This is a genomic window from Streptomyces sp. NPDC001108 (assembly GCF_053598535.1).
In genome coordinates, this window is record NZ_JBSFKL010000008.1 from 54,312 (window position 1) to 72,627 (window position 18,316).

General features: G+C 73.9%; 18 protein-coding genes. 5 read left to right on the forward strand and 13 right to left on the reverse strand.

What is annotated here, in order from left to right; translation table 11 throughout:
• Window positions 1–76 precede the first annotated feature (76 nt).
• From ACWC97_RS19240 to ACWC97_RS19255, 4 genes are all read right to left on the reverse strand, one after another.
• Entirely contained in the window at window positions 77–331 is a 255-nt protein-coding gene (locus tag ACWC97_RS19240; RefSeq protein ID WP_352274489.1) for a gas vesicle protein GvpG, read from the reverse strand.
• Between the two features lie 27 nt (window positions 332–358).
• Window positions 359–1,072 carry a GvpL/GvpF family gas vesicle protein gene (locus ACWC97_RS19245; protein ID WP_450650467.1) on the reverse strand — a complete coding sequence of 238 codons (714 nt, stop codon included), beginning with the start codon at window positions 1,070–1,072 and terminating at the stop codon, window positions 359–361.
• A gap of 3 nt (window positions 1,073–1,075) precedes the next feature.
• A complete protein-coding gene (locus tag ACWC97_RS19250; protein WP_385213422.1) occupies window positions 1,076–1,528 on the reverse strand; it encodes a gas vesicle structural protein GvpA in 453 nt (150 codons plus the stop codon).
• Window positions 1,529–1,609: 81 nt separating this feature from the next.
• The gene (locus tag ACWC97_RS19255; RefSeq protein ID WP_392281255.1) at window positions 1,610–1,966 is read right to left on the reverse strand and encodes a gas vesicle protein GvpO; all 357 of its coding nucleotides are present in this window, start codon (window positions 1,964–1,966) and stop codon (window positions 1,610–1,612) included.
• Window positions 1,967–2,153: 187 nt separating this feature from the next.
• Between ACWC97_RS19255 and ACWC97_RS19260 the strand changes: the two genes are divergently transcribed.
• Window positions 2,154–2,711 (forward strand): PadR family transcriptional regulator, encoded by a 558-nt coding sequence (locus ACWC97_RS19260; RefSeq protein ID WP_450650469.1) that lies wholly within the window; start codon window positions 2,154–2,156, stop codon window positions 2,709–2,711.
• Window positions 2,712–2,766: 55 nt separating this feature from the next.
• Here the strand turns inward: ACWC97_RS19260 and ACWC97_RS19265 are convergent, their stop codons facing one another.
• The 3 genes from ACWC97_RS19265 to ACWC97_RS19275 form a co-directional block, all read right to left on the reverse strand.
• A complete protein-coding gene (locus ACWC97_RS19265) occupies window positions 2,767–2,964 on the reverse strand; it encodes a DUF397 domain-containing protein (protein ID WP_450650471.1) in 198 nt (65 codons plus the stop codon).
• Between the two features lie 265 nt (window positions 2,965–3,229).
• On the reverse strand, window positions 3,230–4,162 hold the full coding sequence (locus tag ACWC97_RS19270) for a hypothetical protein (RefSeq protein ID WP_450650473.1): 933 nt from the start codon (window positions 4,160–4,162) through the stop codon (window positions 3,230–3,232).
• The gene (locus ACWC97_RS19275; protein WP_450650749.1) at window positions 4,162–4,980 is read right to left on the reverse strand and encodes a phosphatase PAP2 family protein; all 819 of its coding nucleotides are present in this window, start codon (window positions 4,978–4,980) and stop codon (window positions 4,162–4,164) included. Before ACWC97_RS19275 ends, ACWC97_RS19270 begins: the two co-directional genes overlap by 1 nt.
• A gap of 165 nt (window positions 4,981–5,145) precedes the next feature.
• On the opposite strand from ACWC97_RS19275, the gene ACWC97_RS19280 reads away from it, so the two are divergent.
• The 4 genes from ACWC97_RS19280 to ACWC97_RS19295 all read left to right on the forward strand — a co-directional run bounded on the left by ACWC97_RS19280 (window position 5,146) and on the right by ACWC97_RS19295 (window position 8,490).
• Window positions 5,146–5,769, forward strand: coding sequence for a TetR/AcrR family transcriptional regulator (locus ACWC97_RS19280; RefSeq protein WP_352274481.1), 624 nt, complete (start codon window positions 5,146–5,148; stop codon window positions 5,767–5,769).
• Between the two features lie 247 nt (window positions 5,770–6,016).
• Window positions 6,017–7,030, forward strand: coding sequence for an SPFH domain-containing protein (locus ACWC97_RS19285; RefSeq protein WP_352274480.1), 1,014 nt, complete (start codon window positions 6,017–6,019; stop codon window positions 7,028–7,030).
• Complete coding sequence (locus ACWC97_RS19290) at window positions 7,027–7,926, forward strand: hypothetical protein (protein ID WP_450650475.1); 900 nt, start codon at window positions 7,027–7,029, stop codon at window positions 7,924–7,926. Before ACWC97_RS19285 ends, ACWC97_RS19290 begins: the two co-directional genes overlap by 4 nt.
• Before the next feature lie 69 nt (window positions 7,927–7,995).
• A complete protein-coding gene (locus ACWC97_RS19295) occupies window positions 7,996–8,490 on the forward strand; it encodes an FBP domain-containing protein (protein WP_450650477.1) in 495 nt (164 codons plus the stop codon).
• 76 nt (window positions 8,491–8,566) lie between these two features.
• Here the strand turns inward: ACWC97_RS19295 and ACWC97_RS19300 are convergent, their stop codons facing one another.
• The 6 genes from ACWC97_RS19300 to ACWC97_RS19325 form a co-directional block, all read right to left on the reverse strand.
• Window positions 8,567–9,790 (reverse strand): outer membrane protein assembly factor BamB family protein, encoded by a 1,224-nt coding sequence (locus tag ACWC97_RS19300; RefSeq protein WP_450650479.1) that lies wholly within the window; start codon window positions 9,788–9,790, stop codon window positions 8,567–8,569.
• Window positions 9,791–10,178: 388 nt separating this feature from the next.
• Window positions 10,179–10,832: a response regulator transcription factor gene (locus tag ACWC97_RS19305; RefSeq protein WP_352274476.1), complete on the reverse strand. Its 654-nt coding sequence runs from the start codon at window positions 10,830–10,832 to the stop codon at window positions 10,179–10,181.
• 68 nt (window positions 10,833–10,900) lie between these two features.
• Window positions 10,901–12,427 (reverse strand): sensor histidine kinase, encoded by a 1,527-nt coding sequence (locus ACWC97_RS19310; RefSeq protein WP_450650481.1) that lies wholly within the window; start codon window positions 12,425–12,427, stop codon window positions 10,901–10,903.
• A gap of 85 nt (window positions 12,428–12,512) precedes the next feature.
• Window positions 12,513–13,754, reverse strand: a complete 1,242-nt coding sequence (locus tag ACWC97_RS19315; RefSeq protein ID WP_450650483.1) for a Clp protease N-terminal domain-containing protein — start codon at window positions 13,752–13,754, stop codon at window positions 12,513–12,515.
• Window positions 13,755–13,877: 123 nt separating this feature from the next.
• Window positions 13,878–14,852, reverse strand: coding sequence for a DNA polymerase Y family protein (locus ACWC97_RS19320; protein WP_450650485.1), 975 nt, complete (start codon window positions 14,850–14,852; stop codon window positions 13,878–13,880).
• A 6-nt stretch (window positions 14,853–14,858) separates the two neighbouring features.
• Window positions 14,859–18,299: a DNA polymerase III subunit alpha gene (locus ACWC97_RS19325; RefSeq protein ID WP_450650487.1), complete on the reverse strand. Its 3,441-nt coding sequence runs from the start codon at window positions 18,297–18,299 to the stop codon at window positions 14,859–14,861.
• Window positions 18,300–18,316 lie beyond the last annotated feature (17 nt).

The following is an 18,316-nucleotide window of genomic DNA, read 5'->3' on the forward strand; positions in this document are numbered from 1 at the left end:
GCTGTTTCCGCTGCTGACCCGGCGCGTCGGCGGACGCGCCGGCCGTGTCGGCCCTGCGAGGGAATGCCGGTCCGGCTCAGCCGGCACTCCGCGGGGGACGGGCCGCCCTGATCTCGTCCAGTCGGTCCAGGAGTTCGTCCTCCCGCCGGTCGAAGGTCTCCTCGTCGATCTCGCCCGACAGCAGCTGCTGTTCGAGGTCGGCGAGTGCGCGTTCGACCGGCCCGGGGTCGTAGTACTCGTCCTCCGCCGCCTGGACGACGCGTTCGATCACCCATGCCGCCCCGCGCACCGGGGCCAGGGGAAGCGTGACCAGTTGCGTGAGCAGTCCCATTCCTCGCCTCCTCGGCGGACCGCGCTGCTAGACGAAGCTGTACGCGGCCAGCGGCCCGCGCAGCCGCAGGTCGTAGTCCGGGCCGAGCTCTTCCGCGAGTTCTCGCTCCGTGGCGAGGAACGGCTTCTCCTTCTCCCGCTCCACCAGGAAGGACACGTTGAGGAAGTCGTCCCCCAGGGGCTGCGAGGTGTGTTCCTCCCGCGCGAAGCCGCGCAGCGACTCCACGATCGCGGCGGCTGTCCGGCCCTCGCGGACCTGCACTTCGCCGGAGACCAACTCGCCCAGCATGACCGGAAGGTTCGGGGCGCCGTTGCCGCTCCTGATCTCGTCGTTGAGCCTGCGCGCCTCCTCGGACTCACCCAGGATCTGCCGCAGGACCGCGTCCTCGTCCTGGCTCGCCTTCAGGTTGTACTCGACGCATCCCTCCAGCGCCCGCAGACGTTCGAGGAACCACTCGGCACGCTGCTCCAGCACCGTACGCACCGCGTCGTCGTCCGTCGTGACGAACCCGAACTGCAGGGGGAGGACCGTGCCGTCCTCCATCAGGTGCTCCTGGACGGCGTGGTGGGCGGCGAGATCGCGGCGTTTGGGCCGCAGGTCCTCCGGCGCGTCACCGACGACGGCGGACAGCTTCTCCGCGTGCACGGCGCGGAGCCTGGTGGGCGGGTCACCCACGCCGGGCACGTCGTCCAGGCGCTGCGGATGCGTCCTTTCGACCACTGCGTAGACGTACACGGCCATGGTTCATTCCTTCCGGCGCCGGGCAGTGGGCCGGCGCCTCGGCCGCTCCTGCCTCTCCTCGGTCTCTTCCACGCCCTCGTCGTCCTCGTCGCTCCCCCGGCCTCCTCTGAGGGCGTCGCCGACCATCTCGGCCGCGCCGCTCAGGGCGCCCTTCGTCTTGCCGCGGGAGCCGCTCTCGGTCACCTCTCCGACGACGTCGGTGAGTTGGGCGGGCGCCTTGCGCCCCGCCTCCAGGTCGAGGCGGTTGCACGCCTCCGCGAAGCGGAGATACGTGTCCACGCTGGCCACGACGACGCGGGCGTCGATTTTCAGGATCTCGATGCCCACCAGTGAGACACGCGCGAAGACGTCGATGACCAGGCCACGGTCGAGCACCAGATCGAGGACGTCGTAGAGGCTGGCGGTGCCCCCGCCGCCCGTGGCGACGGTTCCCGCGCCTTGCGGCACCATAGTCATGGTGCCTCCCTTCAAAGGATGGCTTCGGCCCCGGGGACGTGCCGCCCGTTCCTCGGGTACGACGCGCCGCGGGCCGACATGTCAACCGCCCCGGTCCACCCGGCCCCGCGTGTAGCGGCGGGTGCGCTCGTACGCCATCAGCTCGCCCTCGCCGTCCAGCAGGACGCGGTAGCTCGCCATGACGCTGGTGGTGGCGGGGACGCGTTCCAGTTCCAGCACTTCGACGTCCGCCTGCCAACCGTCATCGGTCGGCTTGACCGCTGACACCGATTCCGGTGCCCGGCCCAGCAGATCCCTCAACTGATCGGCCGCGCGCCTCATGGCCTGCGGCGCGGACACACGGTCCCGCCGGTCACCGGCCTCTTCGGCCTCTTCGGCCGACCCGCTGTCCGAGGACCGCCGACGGCGCCGCTTCTCTTCTTCTTCGGCTGCGGCCATAGTCATCCTCCGAACGGGGAGACAACGTACTGTCCTCACCACAAAGCAGCGCTCATTTCATGATATAGGGCTTTACCTCAACATTTCGGCGGGAAACAGCTCCCGCAATTCGCTTCACGCAGGTGCGGGAAGCCTGCCGCCTGCCGGACGACGACGGCAGCGTGACGGCAGACCCTAGGATGCGCCCATGTCACTCCCCTACGCGATCCTCACCGCCCTCCTGGAGAAGCCGTCGTCGGGGCTGGAGCTGACCCGCCGGTTCGACCGTTCGATCGGCTACTTCTGGTCCGCCACGCATCAGCAGATCTACCGGGAGCTGGGAAAGCTGGAGCGGGCCGGGCAGATCCGGGAGCTGCCGGCACAGCGCCCCGCCCGGGGCCGGAAGAAGGAGTACGAGGTGCTGCCGGCGGGCCGCGCGGCCCTCACCGCCTGGGTGGCGCGCCAGGAGGACCCGAAGCAGGTCCGTGATCCGCTGCTGCTGCGCATGCGGGCGGCGGCGGTCGTCGGCGCACCCGGCCTGGACGCGGAGCTCCGCCGCCATCTCGGACTGCACCGCCGCCAACTCGCGGAGTACCTGGAGATCGAGGAGCGGGACTTCCCGCCCGAGCGGGACTCCGAGGAGGACCGGCTGCGCCACCTCGTCCTGCGCGGCGGCATCGATCTGGAGAACTTCTGGATCGGTTGGCTGACCCGGGCCCTGGGCGAGGACGGGGAGCCGGGCCCCGGCCGGCCGGACATTCCGTAGGGACGTGTCCCGCGTCCCTACGTGGCACACGGTCCCGGCCGGACGAGATCCGCGCTCAGGAGCGGGGAGAGTCGAGCGCCCCGAGGAACGTGCGCCAGGCGGGGCCGGAGACCGTGAGCGGTCGGCGGTCGGCGTCCTTGCTGTCGCGGACGAGCACCCCGCGGGTCCCTCCGTCCGCACGGGCCTCCACACACGCGTCCTCGAAGTCGCCGCTGTAGCTGCTCCTGTGCCATCCGATGGGCGGGAGCGCCATGACCATGCCTCCTGACGGTGAGGGAAACGACCGGGGCACGGCCGCGGGCAGGGAAGTCTGCGGAACATCGCACCCGATCGCACAGGTGCCGGTAGGACCGTTCCGGCCCGGCCGCCGACCTCCCGAAGACGGCACGGGAGCGCGGTGGCCGACCGTCCACCGCGCTCCCGTGCCGTGACCCGCCGGGGGCCGACGCGGCTCTGCGGACGGACCGCCGCGCACCGCGACGACACGCGCGGAGGGCGCCCCGTTCCGGGAATCCGGGTCAGGCCCCGCCCACCGGCGCCTGTTCCAGCTCCGGCAGCAGCCGGCCGTCCAGCGGCCCGGCAGATCCCGCCACCACCCGCGACGGCTGTTCGGCGTCGCGGGGCGCGTTCCGTGCCTGGGCCCGGCTGAGCAGTACGACGCCGCGCACGGCGGCCGCCGTACCGAGCAGTGCGAGGACCAGACTGACGGCCCCGCCCTGGAGGCGTTCACCGAGCAGGGCCAGGCCGATGGCGGCGGCCGCCACCGGGTTGGCGAGCGTGACGACCGCCAGCGGCGCGCCCAGCCCGCCCCGGTAGGCGGTCTGGGAGAGGAGCAGCCCGCCCATCGCGAACGCGGAGACCAGCAGCGCGACGACGAGGAGTTCCCAGCTGAAGAGCGGACCGGTGCGGTCGGTGACCGAGACGGTCAGGGTCTGGGTGAGCGCGGAGGCCACCCCGGAGGTGATGCCGGAGGCCGCCGCGTGCCTGAGGCCGGGGCGGGCGCCCGGGCGGCTCAGCCCGGCGACGACGGCCATGGTGCCGGCGCCGACGGCCAGTGCCTCGGGCAGGCTGAGGACCTCGTGCGGGGCGCTGCCGCCCGCCGTCAGCAGCAGGGCGCCGAGCCCGAGGAGGGTGAGGACGGTGCCGCGCCATTCGATCCGGCTGACCCGCCGCCCGGCGGCCCGCGCGCCGAGCGGGACGGCGGCGACGAGGGTGAGCGCGCCGAGGGGCTGCACGAGCGTGAGCGGACCGTACTTGAGCGCCGCGACGTGCAGCAGCGCCCCGCCCGCGTTCAGTGCGACCGCCGACCACCAGGCGCCCCGGCCGAGCAGGCGCAGCAGCCCGGTACCCGGCTCGGTGCGCCCGGCGAGCCGGGCCTGCGCCACCGCGGCCGAGGCGTAGGCGCCGGCGGAGACCAGGGACAGCGCGACGGCGATCAGGGTGGCGTTCATCACGGGGCTCCGGACGAGGCGTATCCGGTGGCGGGCCGCGCCCCGGTGCGGCCGACCGCCGCGGACGGCCAGGGAGGAGGGGCCGGTACCGGTTCCGCACGCGGCAGCCGCAGTGCCGCGAGGGCCAGGGCGAGCAGCGCGGTGACGACGATCGAGTCGAGCCAGTAGTGGTTGGCGGTGCCCACTATCACCAGCAGGGTGAGGAGCGGGTGCAGCAGCCACAGCCAGCGCCACCGGGTCCGGGTCGCCACGATCAGCCCGACGGCGACCATGACGGACCAGCCGAAGTGCAGCGAGGGCATCGCGGCGAACTGGTTCGCCATCGAGTCGGTCGCCGGGGTGTCCCCGTACACCGTCGGCCCGTAGACCTGGCCGGTGTCGACGAGCCCGGTGGCGGCCAGCATGCGGGGCGGGGCGAGCGGGAAGAGCAGGTGGAGGACGAGCGCGGCGCCGGTGAGGGCGGCGAGGACGCGGCGCGACCAGACGTAGTGGCGCGGGCGGCGCCAGTACAGCCAGGCCAGGAAGAGCAGCGTGGCCGGGAAGTGCACGGTCGCGTAGTAGGTGTTCGCGAGGTGGATCAGCGTCTCGTTGTGCAGCAGCAGGTTCTGCACCAGGCCCTCGCCGGGCAGGTGCGCGGCGCGTTCGAGGTCCCAGACGTTTCCGGCGTTGCGGAACGCCTCGTCCACATGTCCGTTGGCGGCCTGTCGGCCGAGCTTGTAGACGACGAAGAGTCCCACGACCAGAAGCAGCTCGCGGACGAGGGGCGGTCGGGCAGAACTGTCCGGCTCCCGATCTGCTGGTTCGCTACCGGCGTCGATCACCCGGTGCCCCTTTGCTGACGAAGCGTTGGTACGGCGGCATGGTCTGGACCACGCCATATCGATACGCCAGTGTACCGATACGTTGGCGTATCGGTACACGCGCGTATCGGTACACTGACGTATCGAAGAACCTCGCCGCAGCTTCGCCGAGAGGGAAGAGCCATGCCGCCGCAGGACGTCGCACCGGAACCGGCCCACACACCGCGCCGATCGAAGATCACCCCGGAGCGGGCGCAGGAGTTCTACACGGCGGTTCTCGACATCCTGCGGGAGTCCGGTTACGAGGCCCTCACCATGGAGGGGGTCGCCGCCCGGACGCGCTGCGGCAAGTCCACGCTCTACCGGCAGTGGGGCTCCAAGCCCGAGCTGGTGGTGGCCGCCCTGCACGGCACCCGGCAGGCGCTGCTGCCGCACATCGACACCGGCACGCTCCCGGGCGACCTGCACGAGGCAGCGCTGGCGATCGGCACGGGCTCCCGCCGCGACACCCCGCTGATGCACGCGCTCAGCCATGCCGCGCTGCACAGCCCCGAGCTGCTGTGCGCGCTGCGCGACGCGCTGATCGCGCCCGCCGTGGCGACGATCGACGCCATGGTCCGGCGGGGTGCCGAGCGGGGCGAGATTCCGGCGGGCACCCCGGCGGCGGAGTTCGTCGCCGCGCAGCTCATGGGCGTGATGCGCGCCCGACCGCTGGTGGAGGGCAAGGAGGCGGACGCGGCGTACCTCACCCGCTTCGTGGACACCGTGATCCTTCCTTCCCTCGGACTCGGCACGTCCGAGCCGTAGGGCAACGCATCACGAGGGCCGCTCCGGCGGCCCCGACCACAGACGTGGGCCGTCGTTCCGAGCGGATGACGACGACCCGCTCGCGCCGCACCGTGGGGACGGGGGCGGCGCACCACCGGGCGGCCGGTGACTCCTCGGGGAGTCACCGGCCGCCCTTTCGCGTACCGCCCGACCTCCCCTTCTCGTCCTCTTGACGATAAACACCCCCTCCCGTTATCGTCTTAATGACGAGAAAAGAGGGATCTCCATGGCCGACATCACCAGGCGCCTGGGCTGGCGCCATCTGCGTTCCGCGCCCACCGCCCACATCCGCCACCACCGGCGCGGGCGGCTCGCCCACGACGGGCCGGGGCTGAGCTTCTGGTACCGCTCGCTGAGCGCCGCGCTGTCGGAGGTGCCGGTGAACGACCGGGAGCTGGCGATGGCGTTCCACGCCCGTACGTCCGACTTCCAGGACGTCACCGTCCAGGCCACCGTGACGTACCGGATCAGCGACCCGGCCGAGGCCGCCGCCCGGCTGGACTTCTCGATCGACCCGGACACCGGGGCCTGGCGCGGCGCGCCGCTGGAGCAGATCGCCACCCTGCTGACCGAGACCGCCCAACAGCACACCCTCGACGTACTGGCCAGGACGGCGCTGGCCGAGGCACTGGTCGACGGGGTCGCCTCGGTGCGCGACCGGGTCGCCGCAGGGCTCGCCGCCGAGCCCCGGCTGCCCGCCACCGGCATCGACGTGGTCGCGGTGCGGGTGGTGGCGATCCGCCCCGAGGCGGAGGTCGAGCGCGCCCTGCGCACCCCCGCCCGCGAGCAGATCCAGCAGGAGGCCGACCGGGCCACCTACGAACGCCGCGCCGTGGCCGTCGAGCGGGAGCGGGCCATCGCCGAGAACGAGCTCGCCAGCCAGATCGAGCTGGCCCGCCGGGAGGAGCAGCTGGTCGAGCAGCGCGGCACCAACACCCGCCGGGAGGCCGAGGAGCACGCGGCGGCCGACGGCGTACGCGCCGAGGCGGAGGCGGCCCGCACCGTGCGGCTGGCCCGCGCCGAGGCCGAGGCCGCCCGTGAGGTCGGCGCCGCGCGGGCCGAGTCCCAGGCGGCCTGGCTGCGGGTGCACGGCGAGGTGGACGCCGCCACCCTGCACGCCCTGGCGGCGACCCGGCTGGCGGAGAACCTCCCGCGCATCGACAGCCTCACCCTCTCCCCCGACGTACTCACCGGGCTGCTCAGCAAGCTCGGCTCGACCGGACCGGAGCACCGGGCGTGAGCCTCGCCCCGCGCGCCGTACTGGTCCACCGCACCACCGAGTACGAGGAGCTGCTGGCCCGGCACGGCACGCATGGGCAGGCCGCCTTCTTCCTCACCAGCCGGGGCCGGTCCATCGACGAGGTGGCGCTCCGGCACCGGCGGACCGGGCAGGCGCTCGACGACGTGGCGGCGGCCGTTCCGCTCCAGTGGCGGCGGTCGAGGGTGGAGCGCGCGGACCTCGACCGGTTCCTGTTCGGGCCGGAGGACGTGGTGGTCGTCGTCGGTCAGGACGGGCTGGTCGCCAACACCGCCAAGTACCTGGCGGGCCAGCCCGTCGTGGGTATCGACACCGACCCGGGGCGCAATCCGGGCGTGCTCGTCCGCCACCGGCCCGGGGACGCGGCCGCGCTGCTCCGGGCGGCCGTGGCGCCCGGGGGCGCGGCGGAGGAACTCACCATGGTCGAGGCCGTGGCCGACGACACCCAGCGCCTGCTCGCGCTCAACGAGATCTACCTCGGCCCGCCCGGCCACCAGACCGCCCGCTACCGGATCGGTCCGGACGCCCCCGGCGCCGCCGCCGAGGCGCAGGCGTCCTCCGGGGTCCTGGTCGGCACCGGAACCGGCGCCACCGGCTGGCTGCGCTCGCTGTGGCAGGAGCGCCGCAGCGGGCTCCGCCTGCCGGCACCCACCGACGACCGGCTGCTCTGGTTCGTCCGCGAGGCCTGGCCGTCCCCGGCCACCGGCACCTCGCTGGTCGCGGGCGAACTGGGGCGCGGGCAGGGGCTGCGGCTCACCGTGGAGTCCGACCGGATGACGGTCTTCGGGGACGGGATGGAGACGGACGCGCTGGAACTGGCCTGGGGACAGACCGTGCGGCTCGGCATCTCGGCGACCTCGCTGCGGCTGACGGTCTGACCCGCCCACGGAAACCTTCATCCATTAATCATTTGCCTAGGGGTCATAGGCGCGGTTAATTTTCCTGACATGAAAGCCGTGAGCGAGCAGGACATCCGTAAATCGTTCATCAACTGCTCCAAGGGGGAGGCCAAGCGACTGCCGCTGCCCCGCGATCTCGACGAGCTGCCCTGGGACGATCTCGACTTCCTGGGCTGGCGGGACCTCTCCGCCCCCGGACGCAGCTACCTCGTCACCGAGCGCGCGGGCGAGTTCATCGGTGTGACGCTCCGCTTCCCCTCGCAGCAGCGAGGATTCCTCCACCGGAGCATGTGCTCCCTGTGCCTCACCACCCATCCGGGCAACGGGGTCTCGCTGATGACCGCCCGCAAGACGGGCACCGCCGGGCGCGAGGGCAACTCCGTCGGCCTGTACATCTGCACCGACCTCGACTGCTCGCTGTACGTACGGGGCCGGAAGGTCCCGGCGTCCGGGGGCCGTTTCAAGGAGTCCCTCACGGTGGAGGAGCAGGTGGAGCGGACGCGGTCCAACCTCGACGCCTTCCTCGACAAGCTCTACGCCTGATCCCGCTCCCCCGCCGGGGCACACCTCCCGGGGCCGCCGCTCCGCTCCACTCCCCCGGGACCTTCCGGGTGTGCGGTCAGACCGCCGGCAGGGCGCAGAGGTTCGCGGCGTGCAGGACGGCGAGTCGTTTGCCCGCGCCGGCCACGTACCAGCGCTGGATGTCGCCGGTCCCGTCGTTGTACGTCCAGCGCAGCTTGCCGGTCGCGGCGTCGAAGGCGTGGATGCCGCCCTTGTCGTCGAGCTCGCTCGCCCCGTACAGCGTGTTCCCGGCCTTGGTGAACTGCCAGGTGTAGGCGGCCTTCCCCAGCAGTTCCTGGTTGCGCCAGACGGTCTTGCCGGTTTCCGGCTCCACGGCCCACATGCCGTGCAGGCGGTCGGAGACGTACAGGACGCTGTCGAGCACCTGCGGTCCGTTGAAGGAGGTGAAGTCGCCGGTGTCGAGCGTCCAGCGCTCCGCACCGTCGGCGAGGGAGAGCGCGCGCAGCCGCCGCCCGTCCGCCACGATCACCAGGCCCTTGTGCACGGCGAACTGTTCCCAGTTGGCGTTCTTGATCTTCTTCGTCCATATCTGCCGCCCCGTGGCGGTGTCGCGGACGGTCACGTTCTTGCGGTAGTCCGTGTAGACGAGGCGTCCCTCGGCGACCTGGGCGGTGATGCCGTGCTCCTCGGTGCCCGCGTCGCGCTGCTCGCGCCAGACGACCTTGCCCGAGGTGGTGTCGATGGCCGCGATCACGTTGTCGGGCGTCGAGAAGTCCTTCTCGAGGATGCCGGCGAGGACGTAGACGTGCCGGTCGTCGGCCGCCATCGGGCGGGGCTGGGCGTACTCCTTGCCGATCCTGCTCCGCCAGGTCTCCTTGCCGGTCCGCGGGTCGAGACCGACCACGTCGCCGTCGTACTCCGCGCTGGCCAGGAACAGCGTGCCGCCGCCGACGAGGATGCGGGCGCCGGGGATGGTGACGCCCTTGCGGGACCACTTCTCCCGCCCGCTGGCGACGTCGTACGCGACGAGGGGATCGGCCGCCACCAGGGCGAGGCCGCCGCTGACCGCGAGAGCGCCCGTGCTGCTCAGGGAGTTGTTGGCGGTGGCGGCGTTCCACAGCGGCTTCGGCGCCCTGCCGGGCGGGGGCGTGGTGAAGGAGCCGCCGTCCCCCCCGGCGCCCGGCGTCGCGGTGGCGCCGCCCTGCTCCTCGTCCGGCGAGCACCCCCAGGCACCCGTCCCGAGCAGGGCCAGCCCCAGGCCGGTACCGGCCAGCCGGAGCGCCCCTCGCCGCGAGAGCACCCGTGCGTCGTGTCCACCCATGTCCGTATCCCCGTTCCTTGTCCACGTGAAAGTCGCACGCCCCCTTGGGCGTCCCGGCCCGCTCACGTTAACCAGTGCATTTCGGCCAGCCACGCGGCGGTACGCAAACATGACAAAGCCGTGAAGGACCCGCGACAACGGCTTCGGGGAAAGGCTCGTCGGGGCCGGGGGCGGGATTCCGTCGCCGTGCACGGAGAAACCCGCCCCGGCCGTTCGGCCGTCTCAGAAGGGCTCGGCGGCGTGCAGGAGGTCCACCGGGAGATGGGGGACTCGACGCGGATGGCCCAGTCCCGGCGGCGGGCGTGCGCCTGGAAGCCGCAGTGCGGGCGGTAGGCGGCATACGCGGCTTGGGCGCGGGGTCCGGACAGCGGGCGGCGACCGCTGCGGCTCAACGGCCGCCCAGGAGCCCGGCGTCGTGCGCCAGGACCGCCGCCTGGACGCGGTTGGCGCTGCCCGTGCGCGTCAGGATGCGACTGATGTGCGCCTTGACGGTGCCCGTGCTGATGTACAGCTCGTCGGCGATCTCGGGGTTGGAGAGCCCCTGGCCGAGCAGGCGCAGCACATCGCTCTCGGCCGGGGTGAGTTCCTCGATCCGGCGCCGCGCGTTCTCGGTGTCACGGCCGGTCCGGACGTGGCGTTCGAGGAGTTGGCGGGTGATGCGGGGGGCCAGGACCGGTTCGCCCTTCGCCGCGAGGCGCACGGCGTGGATCAGGTCGTTGGGTCCGGTGTCCTTGAGGAGGTAGCCGCTCGCCCCGGCGCGCAGGGCGCGCGTGACGCTCGCCTCCTCGCCGAAGGCCGTCAGCATCACCACGTAGGTGCGCGGCGAGAGGCGGGTGATGTCCTGTGCGGCCGCGATCCCGTCCCTGACCGGCATCCGGAGGTCGAGGAGGGCGACGTCGACCTCCTGGGACCGGCAGGCCGCTGCCGCTTCCCCGCCGTCGGCGGCCTCGGCCACGACATCGATGTCCTCGGCGTTCTCCAGGATCAGCCGGATGCCCGTACGCATCAGCGCCTCGTCGTCGGCGACCAGAACTCGGATCACCCGGTCATCCTACGAGGTGCCCGGCGGGTGGGCGCGGGCGACCGCGCGGCCCCGTCCGTGAGCCCGTGTCAGACACCTCGCAGCACCGCCATCACCAGCAGGACGGCCAGGAAGCCCGCCGTGGGCAGGACGACGGCCACCGCCGCGCAGCCGGCCCCCAGGATCCTCGGCCAGGTCAGCACCTCGGCCCGCAGCGGGGCGTGCGCCCCTCCCCGGCTCCGTGCCCCCGCCGGCGCACCGGACGCCGGGGAGCCGTACGCGCCGGTCCGGTCGGGGAGTTGGGCGCGTGCGGACGGGAGGTCGCCGTTCACGTCACCGAGGGGCAGACGGGCCGTCAGCGCGAACCCCCCGTCCGGCCGGGGCCCCGCCGCAAAGGTTCCGCCCAGCATGGAGATCCGCTCGTGCAGACCGGCCAGGCCGCTGTGCGTGCCCCCGTACGAGCGGCCGCCCGTACGCGGGGCCCCGTTCGCCACGCCGACCCGGAGCTCCGCGGCCACGGCTCGGACCTCCACCCGCACGGGCGCGCCGGACGCGTGCTTCAGCACGTTCGTCAAGCCCTCCCGGACCACCCGGTGGACCGCCTGCCGGGTACGGGGGTCGACCTCGGCCGTGGCGGGGAGCGTCCACTCCAGCTCGACCGGTCCGTCGCCCGTCTGCCGGGACTGTGCGACCAGGGCGGAGATGTCCTCGTACGTTCCCCGCGCACCGGTGTCCGGGCCCGGCTCCTCGGCAGCGCCCTCGTACGCGTCCGCGAGGTCCGCGTGGCGCAGCACGCCGAGGATCTCGCGGAGCTCCTCCATCGCCGTACCGGCCGTCGTGCGCAGCAGCTCCACCTGTCCCGCGAGGGCGGGGGCCTGCCGTCCGGCGGCCAGCTCCAGCGCCCCGGCGTGGACCGAGATCAGGCTCAGCCGGTGGCCCAGGAGGTCGTGCATCTCACCGGCTATCCGGGTCCGTTCCTCCATCCGGGCCGCCGTGGCGGTCAGTGTGCGGGTCTGCTCCAGATAGGCGTTGCGTTCGCGGAGCAGGTCGACCAGGGGCCGCCGGGTGCCGAGCAGGGTCCCCGACAGGGCCGGGAGGACGAGCAGCAGCACCGCGGAGACCGCGTTGCCGGCCAGCTCCGTCAGCAGCGGCCCGCCGCCGGCCAGGGCGCGCACCACGGTCAGCGCTCCGGCCACCGCGCAGGCCGCCCCCACCACCCGCCACGCCCGCCGGGGCGGCGCGATCCGGCGGGTGGCGGACAGTACGATCAGCGGAATCGCCGCCAGCGTCCACACGTTGGCGCCCACCAGCAGCGGCGCGGCGCACACCACCGCCGCCACGGGCCGGCCGCGCCGCCCCACCACCAGCAGCGCCGCCCACACCGCCTCCAGCACCGCCGGTACCGGCCGCTCCGGATGCACCACCAGGAGTGGGACCAGACCGAGGGCCAGCGCGAGGAGACCCAGCAGGGCATCGGCGGTGACACCACCCCCCGCCGCCTCCCGTACGGCCGCCGGGCTCGCGGCCACCTCGGCGCGCGCCCACCGGACCACGTCGCCCGGTCGGCGCCACGCGGGCGGGCGGGCCCGGCCCGCGTGCTCGGGTACCTCACTCATGGTCGTCCCCCCTTCCGGCGCGAGGAACGCGCCGGGGTGGACGGTAGCGCCGGACGGGGACGCCGTGTCCCGGCGGCCCCCGCTCTCACGCGCCCGGCCCGAGCGGCAGGTCGGCCCGGAGCGCGGCGACGTCCACGCCCTGGGCGGCCAGGAGTCCGGCGACCGTGGTGTTCGGGGCCGGGGCGTCGGCCGCGGACTCGTCGAGGAGGGCGGCCAGCAGATGGACCGTTCCGACCGTGGCCGACCCGTGCTCGGCGGCCTTGAGCTGGGCGACCGCCGTGGCCCGCTCGGCGGCGGCGCGCCGCACCTTCCCCCCGGCCACAGCCTCCCCCACGGTGCTCGCCGCCCGGCCCAGCCGGTCCGGTCGTACGCCGTGCCGGCGCAGCAGCGCGGCGGCGGAGTTGGCGGCCGCCAACTCACCGGGCAGGGCCTTCCCGGCAACGGCCAGGGCCCGGTCCAGGGCGAGGATGCCCAGGAGGAGGTCCACGGGCCGTACCTCGCGGTGCCCGCCGCGTACCGCCTGCCGGTCCGTCTCGACCAGCACCGCGAACAGCACCGGGGAGCCGTACTGGCCGGACCCGGAGAGCCACGACGTCAGGGCACGCGTCAGGGGGTTGCCGCTCCTGCCCAGCGTGCCGGCCCGGCGGAGCAGCAGGACACCGTGCGACTCGGGCCTCCCGGACGCGTCCGGGTCGCCCGCGTCCCGGGTGTCCAGGGCGTCGAGCGCCCTCGTCGCGGCGGCCAGGTCCAGCCGCTCCACCACCAGCGCCTCGCGGGCGCGGCTGTCCGGCAGTTCCAGCAGCGCGCGGGCCACGTGCCGGCAGCGCACGGAGACGGACCCCTCGGCGCGGGCCGACTCCAACGCCAGCAGCAGGCAGCCGCGCAGAGCCCCCGTCATGCCGGGCAGTGGCCGGTCGTCCTCGGCGGCCGGGCGGCGCGCTCCGAGCCCGAACCGCCAGTGCGCCTCGCGCCAGGCGGCGGTGACCTCGTGGGCGTCGGCCGCGTCCGCGCGGGACACGGTCGTGTCCGCGTCGTCGGTACTCGCCCAGCCGCGGCCGCCCCGCCCCGCCACCAGTCCGCCGATCGCGCCGGGCTTCCGCATGCCCGGTGCGATCGCCGCGCCCGCGTCGCTGTCCCCCATCACCAGCGCGGCCAGCAGGTTCTCGGTCCCCACCGTCGTCGCCTCCAGCTTGACCGCGCCGCGCAGCGCCGCGACGAGCAGCGCCATGACGTCGGTCTCGAACTCGGCCCCCGTACCGGCCCCTGCCGTGGCGTCCTCGTGCATGGTGGTCGTACCCCGCTGGTCTTCCGTGGTCCGTCGGTCCATCGAACGTCCCCTCCTCGTTCCGGTGTCCGTTCGGGCTCGACTCTAGGAAGGGCCGCCGCGACACCGCGTCGGCCGACCGGCCATACTCCCTGGCCGACCGGCCACCGGGTTCGGGCGTTCGTCTCACCTCAGTCCCGCCGTGCTCGCGGGGCGCACCGCGTCCGGTCCGAAGCGGGCACGGGCCCGGTCGGCCGCGGCCTCGATGCGGTGCGCCCTGTCGTCCTCGGGTCCGAAGGACAACTGCCGGGAGACCGCACCCTCGTCGCACAGCTTCTCGGCCCGCAGGGTGAGGCAGCGGACCCGGGCCCGCTGGAGGCCGAGCGTCCCGTGCAGCGCGTGGGCGGCCTCGCGCAGCCGGGGGCTGTGGGCGGTGGCCTCGGGCAGGGTCCGGCTGCGGGTGGTCGTGGACCGGTCGGCGTACTGGACCGTCAGGGTCAGCGCCTGGCAGGCCCGCCGCTCGGTGCGGAGCCGGGAGCCGAGGCGTTCGGCGAGGTGGGTCAGGGCGCCGCGCTGCCGGTCGGGGTCGAGTTCGTCGCGTACGAAACGGTGTTCGGCGCTGAACGTGGGGGGCGGGGAGCCCGGCACGACCCGGGTGGGGTCGAGGCCCGCCGCCCTCCGGTGGAGCTGGCGCCCGGCCGCCGTGCCCAGGATGCGCTGGAGCGTGAGCAGCGGGGTGGCGGCGATCCGGTCGGCGGTGACCAGGCCGTAGGAGGCCAGGGTGCGTGCCGTCGCCGGGCCGACCCCGGGCAGGGCGGCGGCGGGCAGGCCGGTCAGGAACGCGGCGACGGCCCCGGGGTCGTCCGGGACGGTACGGATCGCGCCGGCGGCCCCGCGATGGGCGGCCAGTTGGGCGAGCAGGGGGTTGGGTCCGATGCCGACCGTCGTGTCGAGGTCGAACCGGGCGGCCACCCGCATCCGGATCAGTGCGGCGATCCCGGCGGCGTCCCGGTCGAAGTACCGCACGCTCCCGGACACGTCGGCGAGCGCCGCGTCCGGCGGGAGGGCCTGCCCCATGGGCGTGAACTCCCCGACTATGTCGAGCAGTTGACGGTACGTCGGCTCGGGTTGCGGGTCCCCGAAGTGGAGGTAGAGGATCATCGCCGCTCACCCCGCGCTTCCGGTGCTCGCGTGGTGGAAGACCCTTCCGTCGAGGGCGGTGTGGGCGGCCGGGGTGCCGGGCGGCTTGAGGTCGGCCCAGGGGTGGAGGGCGGAGCCGGTCGGCTGGGCGAGGGTGCGGCGCGTTCCGGACCGGCGGTCGGCGGCGGGGCGGGCGAGCCGGTCGGCGACGGCGGCCGGGCCTCCCTCGGCGTACAGCTCGATCAGCTCGGCCAGATCCCAGGCGGCCGTGCCGGTGATGCTGAAGGCGCGCGGCGGCCGCCGCGCCAGCGTCCCGCGTACGAGCAGCAGGCCGCTGTGGAAGACCGTATGGGCGCAGCGTGCGTGGCTGTCCTCGAAGAACGCCAGGTCGGACAGGCCCGTCGGGTCGTCGAGGGTGGCGAAGACGACCCGTCTGCCCGACCGGATCGGCGGGGTCTGGGTGGCGACCTTGACGCCCGCGACCAGCACGGTGGTGCCGGGCCGCAGTCCGGGCAGGGCAGCGGCGGGGGTCGCCCCGATGTCGGCGAGCAGGGACCGGTGCTCCTCCAGGACATGGCGTGAGACGTCCATGCCGAGTACGTCCAGTTCCGCGGCGAGCTGCTCGGAGCCGCTCATGGCGGGGAGCCCGGTGGCCGGGACGGTGTCGTGCGGTGCGGGCCCGGCGTCGGCCTCCGCCATGGGGAGTTGCCCCGCGGAGGCGTCGTGGCCGCGCCCGGTCCGGTGCAACTCGGATATTTTCAGCAGGAGTTCGCGTCGGACGCCGAAGGTGTCCAGCGCGCCGACCCGGGCCAGGCGCTCGGCCAGGGGGCGGCTGGGGCGGGCGCGCTGCCAGAAGTCCTCCAGCGAGGTGTACGGCTGCCCGCCCTCGATGCGCGCGTTCTCCGCCTCGGTGGCACCGCGGACCTGCGACAACCCGATGCGCACCCCCCACTTACCGGACACCAGTTCGATTGTGTGTGCGGCATGGGAGCGGTTGACGTCCGGCAGCAGCAGCGGCACCCCGTGGCGCCGGGCGTCCGCGGCCAGGACGCGCTTGTGGTACATCCCGGGGTCGTGGGTGAGCAGCCCGGCGAGCAGGGCGGCCATCCGGTGCGCCTTCAGCCAGCTCGACTGGTACGCGGGCAGCGCGAAGGCCGCGGCGTGCGCCTTGGCGAATCCGAAACTGCCGAAGCCCTCCAGGATGTCCCACACGTCCCGCACGGCCCGGACGGAATAGCCGCGGGCCCGTGACCGGTCGGCGAACCAGGCCCTGACCCGGCCCCGCCGCCCGGAGTCGGACAGGGCGCGGCGCGCCTCGTCGGCCATGCCCCGGTCGCAGCCGGTCATCGTCGCCACGATCGCGATGACCTGCTCGTGGAAGACGACCTGCCCCTCGGTCTCCCGCAGGATCGGCTCCAGATCCGGGTGCGGGCAGCGGGTCCGCCTCCGGCCGTCCCGGGATTCGATCAGCGGTGTCACCATGTCGGCGGCCACCGGGCCGGGCCGGAACAGGCTGATGTCCAGGGCCAGATCGCCGAAGGAGCGGGGCCGCAGATTCCGTACGAGCTCGCGCTGGCCGGGGCTCTCCAGCTGGAAGGTCCCCAGGGTGTCCCCGGACACGATCATGTCGTACGTGGCCGGGTCGTCCGGCGGCACCTGCGCCGGGTCGTCCAGGTCGAGGCGCTCGCCGGTGGCCCGCTCGATCTCGGCGACCGCGTGGGAGATCGCGGACAGCATGCGCACCCCGATGACGTCGATCTTCGGGTGCCCGGTGTCCTCGATGTCCTCCTTGTCGAACTGGGACATGGCGATGTTCTCGACGGTGGTCGGCGCCACCGGGGTGCGTTCGAGCAGCCCGGCGTTGGAGACGAGCAGACCGCAGGGGTGCATCGCCGCCTCGTGCGGCAGCCCGTCGAGGGACTCCACCAGCTCCCACAGCCGGCCGTGGTCCTCGGCCGCGACCCCGCGCAGCTCCGGCAGTTCGGCGAGCGCCGCCCGGACGTCCTTCGCCCGGATCTGCGGGAACTCCTTCGCGAGACGCGCCGCGTCCTCGGGGGCCATGCCCCGGGCCCGCGCCACGTCCTCGATCGCGCCGCGCGCGCGGTACGTCTTGTACACCGCGAGCGTCGCCACCCGGCCGGCCCCGAACCGCTCCCGTACGGCCCGGTAGACCTCCAGGCGGCGTGCCGACTCGACGTCCAGGTCGATGTCGGGCAGCGCCGAGCGCCGCGGGGAGAGGAACCGCTCCATCAGCAGGCCGTGCGCCACCGGGTCGACCGGGCTGATCCCCAGCAGGTGCGTGACCAGCGAACCCACGCCCGAACCGCGCGCCGCGACCCGGATGCCGAGCCGCCGGGCCTGCTCCGCCACCTCGGCGACGGTCAGGAAGTACCCCGCGAAACCGTGCCCGGCGATGATCCGCAGCTCGTCCTCGACCCGGTCCCACCGCGCCGCCTCACGGTGGTAGCCGCGGTTCATCATGCCCGCCGCGCACCGGTCGGCCAGCACCTTGTCCGCGGACTCGGCCGACGCGCCCACCAGCCCGGGTTCCGGAAGGTTCAACCGTCCCAGCCCGAACGCCTCGCCCGGATCGACCACGCAGGCCGCCGCCGTCTCCTCGGTCGCCGCGAGCAGCCGCCGCACGTCCGTTTCCCGGCCGCCCGCCGACTCGGCGATCCGCCCGGCGATCCGCTCCATCCCGCCCGCGTCCTTCAGCCACCGCTGCCCGCCGTCGAGCCGGGACGCGTCCCGGGTGTCGACGGGCACCAGGAGCCTCGCGGAGTCCAGGATGTCGGCGACCTCGCCCTGATGCGGATCGGCGTAGCGTACAGCGTTGCTCACCACGGCTTCCACCCGCTGTTCGGCGGCGAAGCCCGCCATCCGTGCGGCGAGCCGCAGCGAACCGGGCCCGGTGCCGGACCGCCCGTGCCACGACACCTCCATGCGCAACGACCGGCCGAACCGCTCGCGCCACGGTCCGACCAGCACCGCGGCCCGGTCCGGCCGTCCCGCCGCCAGTGCCCGTCCGACCTCGGAGTCCGCCCCGAGCAGCACGAACACGTCGTCCTCCGGGCAGGCCAGGTCCTCCCAGCCGATGCCCTGGTCCGACGCCGCCGACACGAGCCGGCACAGTTCGGCCCAGCCGCGCGGGTTCCGGGCGAGGAACACCGCGCGCAGCGGAGCCTCCGCCACGAACGCGCCGCCCCGGGCCGGGGTCCGCCGCTTGACCGGCGCCTCCCCCGACGCCCCGGGGCTGCCGGGTACCGCCAGATCCACCCCGAACAGCGGCCTGACCCCGAACCGGGCACACGCCTTGGCGAAGCGCACCGAGCCCGCGAGCGAGTCCCGGTCGGTCAGCGCCAGGGCGTCCAGGCCCCGCTCGGCGGCCCGCTCCGCCAGGTCCTGCGGGTGGCTGGCCCCGTACCGCAGCGAGTAACCGCTCGCCACATGGAGATGCGTGAAAGACATACACACCTCCTGGTTCC